This is a genomic window from Euzebyales bacterium (genome assembly GCA_035461305.1).
Classification (GTDB): domain Bacteria; phylum Actinomycetota; class Nitriliruptoria; order Euzebyales; family JAHELV01; genus JAHELV01.
In genome coordinates this window covers 1-10,510 of sequence record DATHVN010000128.1, presented here as the reverse complement: position 1 = coordinate 10,510, position 10,510 = coordinate 1, and the positions used below count along the sequence as shown (strand labels likewise).

The following is a 10,510-nucleotide window of genomic DNA, read 5'->3' as shown; positions in this document are numbered from 1 at the left end:
CGTACCTCGCGGCCGCCGGGCACGTGGTGATCATGCGCGAGGACACCGGCGCGTTCGCCCACGAACACGCCGAGGTCCGCGATGCGAACGACCGCCCCGTGTTCGCGCTGCCCGGCCAGCGGTTCGGACCGGAGCTGGAGTTCCACTTCCACTTCGACGAGCCCGGCGCGTACAAGCTGTGGGGCCAGTTCCGCACCGCCGAGGGTGACGTCATCACGGTGCCGTTCGTCGTCACCGCCAGCTGACATCACGGACCAAGCATCGCCCACTGCACCAAGGAGACCCGCGATGGAGCAGTTCGACAGCCACCACGACGTCGTCGTCATCGGCGCCGGCCAGGCCGGACTCGCGATGGGCCACCACCTGCAGCGGCTGGGCCTGGACTTCGTCATCCTCGACGGCGCCACCGCCTCGGCGACACCTGGCGGTCCCGCTGGGACTCGCTGATCCTGTTCACCCCGGCCCAGTACGACGGGCTGCCCGGCATGCCGTTCCCGGCCGGAGCCGACACCTACCCGGGCAAGGACGAGGTCGCGGCGTACCTCGAGACGTACGCCGCGGCGTTCGACCTGCCGGTGCGGCTCGGCGCCAGGGTGACGCAGGTCAGCCGCGACGGCGATCGCTACGTCGTGGCCACCGCGGCTGGGACCGTGTCCGCGGGCCAGGTGGTCGTGGCGACCGGTCCGTTCCAGACGCCGGTCATCCCATCGGTCGCCGCAGGCCTGGACCCCGCGGTGGTCCAGCTGCACAGCGCCTACTACCGCAACCCCGGCGTGCTCCCGCAGGGGACGGTGCTCGTGGTGGGCAGCGGCAACTCCGGCTGCCAGATCGCAGCTGAGCTCGCCGCCACGCACCCTGTCGCGCTCGCGGTCGGCCAGCGGCTGCCGTCGTTCCCGCAGCGCCTGGCCGGCCGCGACCTGTTCTGGTGGCTGACCATCACCGGCGCGATGCGCGCGACCGCCGAGTCCCGGCTGGGGCGACGGATGCGTGCCCGTGACGCCGTCATCGGCACAGGTCCCCGACAGCTGCAACGCCTCGGCGTCCGCCTGCGGCCCCGCGTGACCGCAGCCACCGGGCGCACCATCGGGTTCGCCGACGGCGGTCGCCTCGACGGCGTCGCGACCGTCATCTGGGCCACGGGCTACCACCTGGACCACTCGTGGATCCACGTCCCTGAGGCGACCGACGACGCCGGCGCCATCGTCCAGCGCCGCGGCGTGACTCCGGTACCGGGTCTGTACACCCTGGGGCTGCCATGGCAGCACACGAGAGGTTCGGCACTGCTCGGCTTCGTCACCGGCGACGCGGCGTACCTCGCGGCCCGCATCGCTGAGCGGCACGCCCGCGCAGGACGGACGACACCCAGCCCGACGGGCTGATGACCGAACAGGAGCACCGCCTGCGCGTGCGGCGGTGTCGACGGCATTCGCGTGGTGGCGCTCGGCGTCAGCGACGTTGCCGGCGCACTCCTCCACGAGGCCGAGCCTGCTGAGGCTGGCGGCGATCCCGGTATCGAGATGCAGTTCGGTGCACTCCCGCAGCGCGGACAGGTGCAGGTCGCGGGCGCGTGGGAAGGCGCCCAGGTCGAGCGCGGACTCGCCGCGCCCGTTGGCGATGTCGGCGAACCCGACGCCGTTGCCCACCGTCGCGGCACGCTCGAGTACCATCCCATGGCCGCGCACAGGCACCCACGACGGCCTCGGCCGCCTCCAGGCTGTGCCGGAGAAGACGGCGAAACGCTCGAACACCACGCGCTCGTCAGGGTGAGCAGGTCGTAAGCTCCAGTCGAGCGTCGCCGCGAGCGTCCGCTGCCGGGGATGCGCCACTCGCGCGCCGCTCGTGAGCAGCTCGAGGCGGCGCCCGAGGCGCCTGGCGATCTCCTGCGCGGGCATGCTTCGCGTCCGCGCCGCCGCCAGCTCGATGGCCAGCGGTAGTCCATCGAGGCGCCGGCAGATCTGCGCGACCGCGGAGACCGCGTCACCGTCTAGCACGAATGCGGGTCCGACCGCCTGCGCGCGTTCCACGAACAGCCGCACCGACGGAGAGGCCGTGACGACGGCCGGGTCGACGTCGTCATCTGGACTCGGCAGCGGTGCCGCCGTGAAGAGTGCCTCGCCCGGGACCTTCAGAGGCTCCCGGCTCGTCGCCAGCACCTGGACCTCCGGCGCGTGCTCGAGGAGCATCACCGTCAGCCGCGCGCAGTCCTCGATCAGGTGCTCGCAGTGTCGAGCACGAGCAGCAGCGTCCGATCCCGCAGCACATCGACCAGCACATCGCGTGTCGCGCGCCCGCTGATGCGCAGGTCGAGCACCCGCGCAAGCTCGGCGGGGAGCAGCGTGGGGTTGGTGAGCCGGGCGAGCACGACGAGCCAGACCCCGTCGGGGTGTCTGTCGAGCTCGTCGCCCGCCGCCGCGATGGCGAGGCTGGTCGTTCCGACGCCACCCGGTCCGACGATGGTGACGAGTCGGTGGATCGTGGAGCTCGAGGACGGCTCGTTCGCCACCGTGCGAACCGGGTCCGGGAGCGGCCCGGCGCACGTCGACGGCCCGGCCGTGTGGCTCGGCTGGTCGCTCGCGGACGGGATGATCTTCGCCGGTACCCCACGGTGAGCATCGAACGCAGGGCACGACATGAGCGACGGCTGGCGGATCGGCGGTCGCGCCACGCCTGACAGGACCTCGACAGTATCTCGACAGCCACCGCGCTCAGCATGGCGGCATCCAGCTGGGTCGACCGGTCGGGTCGCCCACGTGGCACGAGGAGGCGCCATGGCATCGGTCATCACGGCGACATCGGCACAGATCACGCAGCGACCTGCCGCACGGCGATCGACGTGGTGAAGGTCTACGGTCACGGACCGACCGCGGTACGCGCACTCGACGGCGTCACCGTGGACATCCCGGCCGGTCAGTTCACATCGGTGATGGGCCCGTCGGGCTCTGGCAAGTCGACGCTGCTGCAGTGCCTCGCCAGCCTCGACGACATCGATGGCGGGACGATCCGCATCGAAGACACCGACGTCACGAGCCTGACGGAGCGCAAGCGAACGCTGATGCGGCGCGACCGCGTCGGCTTCGTCTTCCAGGCGTTCAACCTCGTCCCGTCGCTGACGGCGAGCGAGAACATCACGCTGCCCCTGGCGCTGGCCGGCCGAAGCCCCGACCCGGCGTGGGTCGAGCCGCTGATCGACACCCTCGGACTGCGCGACCGGTTGCACCACCGGCCGGCCGAGCTCTCCGGCGGCCAGCAGCAGCGAGTCGCGGTGGCACGCGCACTCGTGTCCCGCCCGGCGCTGGTGTTCGCCGACGAGCCGACCGGCAACCTCGACTCGCGCCACGGCGGCCAGTTGCTCTCGTTGCTGCGCCGCACCGTCGACGAGCTCGGCCAGACGATCGTCATGGTCACCCACGACCCGGGCGCCGCCAGCTACGCCGACCGGGTCGTGTTCCTCGCCGACGGCCGGACTGTCGACGAGGTGTTCGCTCCGACCGTCGACATCGTGCTCGAGCGCATGCGGCGCCTGGACACGCCGGCCGCCGACCACGACGGCTAGGAGGGATCAGTCATGTGGCACGCCACCATCAAAGGAGTCGCCGCCCGCAGGCTGCGACTGGCCCTGACCGTCACCGCCGTCGTGCTGGGCATCACCTTCGTCGTCGGCACGCTGGTGCTGACCGACACCGCGAACAAGCTGTTCGCCGACCAGTTCGCCGACGCCGACAACGGCGTGGACGTGGTCGTGCGGTCGGCGTCGGCGTTGACTCGGCCATGGGCGTCGAGGTCGAACGCGACCCGCTGCCCGCTGAGACGCTCGAGGTACGAGCCACCTACGGCGTCGCCGACGCCGCCGGGCAGGTCTCGGGCCAGGCGCTGCTGTACGCGCCGGACGGTGAGCCGATCATCCCGAAGGGCCCGTCGGCCGGCGGGTCATGGGCGCCCGCGCCGTTCGGCCTGTTCACCATCCGGGACGGACGTGCGCCCGCAGGACCGGGCGAGGTGGTCATTGACGCAGCGACCGCGACGGATCACGGGTTCGCCGTCGGCGACACGATCACCGTCCAGATCATCGGTCCGCCCGATGAGTACCGGGTTGTCGGCGTGGTCGGGTTCGGCGACCGCGACAGCCTGCCTGGCGCGACCGTCGCATTGTTCGACCTGGCCACCGCCCAGGAGGTCTTCGATGTCAACGGGTTCTCGCAGGTGTCGATCGCGGCCACCGAGGGAGTCGGCGTCGACGACCTGAGAGCACGGCTCGGCGACACGCTCGGCTCGACCGCGGAGGTCGCGTCCGGCCAGGACACCGCGGCCGCGGCGGCCGACGCCGCCCGCGACCAGCTCGGCATCCTGCCGATCCTGCTCGGCGTTCTCTCGGGGACTGCGCTGCTGATCGGCGGCTTCCTGATCGCCAACACCTTCTCGATCCTCGTCGCCCAGCGCACCCGCGAGTTCGCGACGTTGCGGGCGGTGGGAGCGACCGGACGGCAGATCACGGTGTCAGTGCTCGGGGAGTCGATCGTGGTTGGCGTTGTGGCGTCCGCGCTGGGCACGCTGCTCGGCATCGGCGCGGCGCAGGGCATGCGCGGGCTGATCGGCGCGTTCGGCGTCGCCCTGCCCGACGGGCCGCTGGTCGTCGCCGGACGCACGGTCATCGCCGGCCTGGCGATCGGCATCGTCGTGACCATCCTGTCTGCGCTCGGTCCCGCCCGCCGGGCCGCCCGCGTCGCGCCGGCCGAGGCCATGCGCGACGCGGCGATCGGCGACCGGCCCGTCGGCCGCGGCCGGGTCGTGCTCGGTGGCATCGTCGCGACGGTGGCCGTGGCGCTGCTCGTGACCAGCGTCACCGGCGTCACGCCGTCGGTGACGGCCGTGGCCATCGCGGGACTCGCGGGCATCGCCGCGATCCGCATCCTGGCACCGACCGTCGTCGGTCGGCTGGCCGGCGTGGTCGGCCGTCCCCTCGACGGCCGTGGGATCCCGGGTCGGCTCGCGCGCAGCAACGCCCAGCGCACCCCTCGCCGCACTGCGGCGACGGTGACCGCGCTGGCGTTGGGCCTGGCGGTCGTGACGTTCATGACGGTGCTCGCCACATCGATGAAGGCGTCGATCACCGCGTCGTTCGACGATGTCGTCACCGCCGACTACGTCATCGAGAGCGCCCGCAGCGAGATGCTCGGCGGCCTGTCAACGCACGTGGCGCATCGCGTCGGCGACCTCCCCGAGATCGCCACGACCAGCCGGGTGCGGTTCGGTCACTGGCGCGACGACACCACGGTCAAGTGGCTCGCCGCTGTCGATCCCGAGACGCTGCCAGAGGTCATGGACCTGACAATGGTCGACGGCTCGATCGACGGCCTGGCCGATGGGGGCGTCGTGTTGACGGCCAAGTTCGCCGCGCGGCACGGCGTCGGCGTCGGGGACCGGTTGCCGATGGTCTTCGCCCGCACAGGCGATCAGCGACTGCCCGTCGTCGGTCTCGTCAACGACGACGACATGTGGGCGTTGCGGTCCGACTATCTCATCGGTCTGGACACCTACGCGGAGCACTTCACCGAGGACGTCGACGCCGTCGTGTACGCCCGTGCGGCCGAGGACGTGTCGCCCGCGACGGTCGAAGCGGCGGTCGCACGCACGCTGGATGAGTTCCCGACCGCCGCGATCCTCGACCCGGAGGCTGCCAGACAGGAGCAGCTCGCCAGGGTCAACCAGATCCTCGGGCTCGTGACAGTGCTGCTCGTGCTGGCCGTCACCATTGCGCTGCTGGGGATCACGAACACGCTCGCACTATCGGTGTTCGAGCGGACGCGCGAGGTCGGCCTGCTGCGGGCCGTCGGCGCCACGCGCAACCAGATCGCCGCGATGGTGCGGTGGGAGGCGCTGCTCGTCGCGGTGCTCGGCGGCGTGGTCGGTGTCGCGCTGGGTGTCGTGTTCGGCTGGGCCGCCGTCGGCGCGCTCGGCGACAGCCGGGCCAGCATGGCCGTGACCATCCCTGGCGGCCAACTGCTCGCCTACCTGGCCGTCGCCGGTGTCGCGGGTCTGCTGGCCGGCGTGCTGCCGGCACGGCGGGCCTCGCGACTGGACGTCCTCGCCGCCATCTCCACCGACTGACGAAGCGCGCCGGCCGCCGTGCGCGGCGGCCGGCGGCCGCGGTTCACGTACCACCATCCGCCACCTGATGAGGAAAGGTCGACCGATGACCAGGATCCCCGCACTTCCGTCCCGCACCCGACGCTCACATCAACAGTCTTCTCGGACCGCCCAGATCGCGGCGGTCCCCGGCACCGCGCCGGGCACCCCGGCCACCGCCGTGCCGGCCGCGGTCCTGCTGCTGCTCGGTTCGCTGCTGTGGATCGGCTTCTACCTGCTGCACCCGCCCGGCGAGGGGGTATCGGTCGCCCGTACGATGCAGGTCGCCGCCGACTCGACCGTCGCCTGGCGGCTCAGTCACCTTGGCATCGCCGCGGGCTATGTCTGTGGCGGCGCAGGAGCGCTGCTCGTGCTCGTCGGGCGCTCCCGGCTGGCCGGATCGGCAAGTGCGGCGACCGGCTGGGCCCTGATGACCATCTTCTGTGTGCCGCTGTTCGTCTACCTCGTGGTCGAGTCCACCGTCGCCGCGGACGTCGCGGTCGCCGGCGACCTGGATGCCTTCACCCAATGGTACGACGGCCTGGCCGTCGGGTTGTGGCGGTTCTCCTGGCCCGGCTTCTTCGCCGGTCACGCGTTGGTCGCCGCCGGGCTTCTGCGGCAAGCCGTGCTGCCCCGGTGGGCGACGCTCGCGGCGATCGCCGGTGCAGCCGTCGCGATGACCGCGCCCGCGGCTCCGTTCGTCGCGCCGAGCGTGTCGCTCGTCCCGTTCATCACGCCGGTCCTGTCGCTGCTGTGGATGGCGTGGCTGGCCGTCGCGTTGCTGCGCGCCCGCCGATCACAGGAGGGCCGGCTGATGGATTCGGCCGGGTCCTGACCAGCTCACGCATCACGGTTGTGCGCCGCGGCGCGTTCGAGGAGGTCTTCGGCGGGCGCACGCTCGCCGTCGCGCCACGCACGTTCCAACGCACGGGAGTCGAGCGCCGCCCGGAGGCGCTGCTCGACGGCCTGCGGCTCGACGCCTTCGATCAGGCTCACGCGGATCCCGGTGTCGTCTCTCGTCGACCGGGCGGCGCCGAGGAGCGTCGCGGCGAACCGCGCATCCGACTCGATCTCGACGCCGGCAAGGCCCTCCAGCGCGGCCGCGACGAGCTCGAGCCGCCGGGTCCGGAGCGCGATGCGCAGCGCCTGCTGCAGGTGCGCTCCGGCCTCACGGGGCGCGCCGAGCCCCAGCTCGGCGAACCCGATCCCGCACAGGCTGTGTGCGACACCGATGTCCGATCCGACATCCCGGAACACCGTGAGCGCCTCGACGTGGTGGTCCCGGGCGTCCGCGGCGCTGCCCGACAGCCGTGCCGCGAACCCTGCGACGTTGGCCGCGACACCGGTGGCGTCGCCGACACCGCTGGCCGCCGCGCGCTCCCGTGCGCGGCCGCAGTGGTCCCTGGCGCGATCGTGCTCGCCGCGCACGGCGCTGACGCCTGCGAGCTCGGCGTGTGCGAGGCAGGTGATGTACGGCAGGCGGTGGTCGGCGTCGGCCAGCGCCTGCTGACACAGTCGTATCGCGACATCGGCGTCGCCGTGCATCCGGGACGCGATCGCCAGCCAGATCCTCGTCCACGGCGTGCCCCAGGGGTCGTCGAGCGCCGAGAAGCGCCGCAACGCGTCCTGTCCGGCGACCAGCGCGAGCCCCAGCGCTCCGCAGTGCAGGTGCAACCGGAAGTACGTCAGTGCAGCGAGCGCCTGCCCCCACAGGTCCGCGTGTGCCCGCAGTGCCGTCGTCGCATCATCGGTAAGCGCGAGCGCCTCCGCGCAACTGCCACCGCGCTGGCGTTCGACGAACGCCAGCAGCAGGCGTGACGTCGCTGCACCCACCGGATCCCCGAAGCGTTCGCACAGCTCGACGCTGCGCCGTCCGTTGGCCAGCGTGGCCTCCGTCGGCGTGTAGCTGTCGGCGAGCACCGACGCCCGCAACGCCGCGCCGAGCTCCCGAGACGGTAGGTAGCCGCCGACCGCCATGGCCGCCTCGACGTGGTGCCCGCCCTCGCGCGGCCGCCACGTCGCCCAGTACCAGCCGAGCCCACCGACCAGTCGCAGCACTGTCGGCCGATCTCCGCTGCGGGTGGCGCGTTGGATCGCGACGGCGATGTCGTCGCTGACCGCCTCGAGCGCCGCGATGTGGCTGGCGCTCGCCGGGGCCGCCGCCGCTGCCTCCGCGAGGTCCAGGACGTAGTCGATGTGACGGCGCTGGACGTCGGCGAGCTCTCCCGCCTCGACGAGGCGCTCGCGCGCATACCCGCGGATCGTCTCGAGCATCCGGTAGGTCGCGCGGTCGCCGGCCTCGAGCATCACGAGCGACTGTTCGACCAGACGGGACACCAGACCGAGGGTGTCCGTGCCGGTCGTGGCGTCCCAAGCGCACACGGCTTCGGCTGCGTCGATCGTCCATGCGCCGGGGAACACGGCCAGTCGGCGGAACGTGGCGCGCTCGGGCGGCGTCAGCAGCTCGTTGCTCCAGTCGATCGCAGCACGCAACGTGCGGTGCCTCGGCTCATCGGACCTGCTGCCGGCGTCGAGCAGGCGGATGCGGTCATCGTCGAGTCGCGCGGCCAGGTCGTGGAGTGGCAGCACCCGCGTCAACGCCGCCGCCAGCTCGATCGCGAGCGGCAGCCCATCCAGCCGTTCACAGATGCGACCGACCGCCTCGGCGGTGCCCGGCGTCAGCGTGAGCTCGCCGCATGCGGCTGCGGCGCGGTCGGTGAACAGCCGAACAGCCTCTTGGGCCCGCAGGTCCTCCCGGGACGCAGCGTCGTGCGGCAGCCCGAGTGGCGGCAGCGTCCAGGCCGTCTCGGCGGGGATCCCAAGTCGCTCGCGGCTGGTCGCCAGCACCCGCAGATCCGGGCATGCGCGCAGCAGCCGCTGCGTCTGGGCGGCGCAGGCTTCGAGGAGGTGCTCGCAGTTGTCCAGCACGAGCAGGAGGCAGCGATGGCGGAGCAGCTGGCACAGGCGCTGTGTCCAGTCGAGGTCGGTGCGCCCGGCTCCGGCGTCGGTGGCGAGCCCGAGGGCCTCCGCCACTGCCCGGGCGACGAACGAGCCGTTGCGCTGCGCCGACAGGTCGACGAACCACGCGCCGTCGGGAAACCTCGGCTGGACCTGTCGCGCGACCTCGACCGCGAAGCTGGTCTTGCCGACACCACCGGCCCCGACCACGGTGACGAGGCGATGCGTGGACAGCAGCTTGCGCACGACCTGCTGTTCGACGTCGCGGCCGACGAAGGAGGTCAGGCGCAGCGGCAGGTGGTCCACAGGCCGCGGCGTTCCGGCGGTGGTCGGGCTGGCCAGCTCGGGATCGTGGCGCAGGATGCGCTCGTGCAGCTGCTGCAGCTGCGCTCCCGGGTCGACACCGAGCTCGTCGGCGAGCAGGCGGCGTGCCGCATGGAAGGCATCGAGCGACTCGCTCTGCCGGCCCGCGCGGTACAGCGCGAGCATCAGCAGGGAGCGGAGGCGTTCACGCAGCGGATGCTGCTCGACGAGCTCGCGCGCACGCGGCACGACCTCGTCGTGATGGCCGAGCTCGAGGTCGGCGGCGATCCTCTCCTCGGCTGCCACGACCCGCAGCTCATCGAGTCGGCCGCCCTCCAGCCGAGCGAAGTCATGGTCCGCCAGCCCGGCCAGCGCAGGTCCGCGCCACAGCTGGAGCGCTTCGTCGAGCAGCAACGAGGCCTCGGCGGGACGTTGGGGTCGAACCTGTCGGGCGCGTCGCAGGAGGGCTTCGAAGCGCCGCGCGTCGACCTCATCGCTTCGTGCCTGCAGGAGGTATCCCGGTCGCTGCGTGATGACGAGGTCGCGATTGTGCGGACCGAGGGCCTTGCGCAGCCGGGACATGAGCAGCTGCACGGCGTTCCGCGCGTCGGCCGGTGGGTCTGATTCCCACAGCTCATGGATCAACCGGCTGACCGGCACGACCTCGCGGGCGGACACCACGAGCACGGCGAGCAGCAGCCGCTCCTTCGGCGCCACCGCGATCGGTGTGCCGTCGACCTCGACCTCGACAGGCCCGAGGATGCGGAACTCCATGGCGCCATTTGGTCGCGTAGGTCGTGAGCCTGTCAACCCTGTGTGCTCCACCGGAGTGCGAGCGAGGTCTGAGGTCGACAGCGTCGCGACAGCCCTCGACAGCGTCGTCGTTCATCTTCGCGTCCACAGGAAGACGTCGAGGAGGACTACGATGCCGCACCACCAGCTGTTCGCCGAGGCAGTGATGCGTGATCGGATGCGCGAAGCCACCGCGGCCCGAGCCCGCCATGCCGTCCACGTCCACCGTCGCCAGCGTCACCGCATCGGGCGGCTCGTCCGCCGAACGGCGCGTCCCCGCCCCGCGTGAGAGCACGCTGCCCGTCATCGTGCTCACCGCCGTTCCGATCCACGG

The 10,510-nt window shown here is 72.1% G+C and carries 8 protein-coding genes; 6 read left to right on the top strand and 2 right to left on the bottom strand.

Annotation, left to right across the window (positions count from 1 at the left end):
* From VK923_11940 to VK923_11930, 3 genes are all read left to right on the top strand, one after another.
* Positions 1-245 (top strand): hypothetical protein (locus VK923_11940; GenBank protein HSJ45384.1); only part of this gene is annotated, 245 nt, incomplete at its 5' end.
* 43 nt (positions 246-288) lie between these two features.
* Positions 289-447 carry a lycopene cyclase family protein gene (locus VK923_11935; GenBank protein HSJ45383.1) on the top strand — a complete coding sequence of 53 codons (159 nt, stop codon included), beginning with the start codon at positions 289-291 and terminating at the stop codon, positions 445-447.
* Positions 444-1,379 (top strand): NAD(P)/FAD-dependent oxidoreductase, encoded by a 936-nt coding sequence (locus VK923_11930; protein ID HSJ45382.1) that lies wholly within the window; start codon positions 444-446, stop codon positions 1,377-1,379. The genes VK923_11935 and VK923_11930 overlap by 4 nt, the downstream gene beginning before the upstream one ends.
* A gap of 830 nt (positions 1,380-2,209) precedes the next feature.
* Here the strand turns inward: VK923_11930 and VK923_11925 are convergent.
* Positions 2,210-2,503 (bottom strand): hypothetical protein, encoded by a 294-nt coding sequence (locus tag VK923_11925; GenBank protein ID HSJ45381.1) that lies wholly within the window; start codon positions 2,501-2,503, stop codon positions 2,210-2,212.
* Positions 2,504-2,836: 333 nt separating this feature from the next.
* On the opposite strand from VK923_11925, the gene VK923_11920 reads away from it, so the two are divergent.
* The 3 genes from VK923_11920 (at position 2,837) to VK923_11910 (ending at position 6,958) form a co-directional block, all read left to right on the top strand.
* A complete protein-coding gene (locus VK923_11920) occupies positions 2,837-3,553 on the top strand; it encodes an ABC transporter ATP-binding protein (protein ID HSJ45380.1) in 717 nt (238 codons plus the stop codon).
* 215 nt (positions 3,554-3,768) lie between these two features.
* The gene (locus VK923_11915; GenBank protein ID HSJ45379.1) at positions 3,769-6,105 is read left to right on the top strand and encodes an FtsX-like permease family protein; all 2,337 of its coding nucleotides are present in this window, start codon (positions 3,769-3,771) and stop codon (positions 6,103-6,105) included.
* Positions 6,106-6,190: 85 nt separating this feature from the next.
* Positions 6,191-6,958: a hypothetical protein gene (locus VK923_11910; GenBank protein HSJ45378.1), complete on the top strand. Its 768-nt coding sequence runs from the start codon at positions 6,191-6,193 to the stop codon at positions 6,956-6,958.
* Between the two features lie 5 nt (positions 6,959-6,963).
* On the opposite strand, the gene VK923_11905 is transcribed toward VK923_11910, so the two are convergent.
* Positions 6,964-10,158 carry a BTAD domain-containing putative transcriptional regulator gene (locus tag VK923_11905; GenBank protein HSJ45377.1) on the bottom strand — a complete coding sequence of 1,065 codons (3,195 nt, stop codon included), beginning with the start codon at positions 10,156-10,158 and terminating at the stop codon, positions 6,964-6,966.
* Positions 10,159-10,510 lie beyond the last annotated feature (352 nt).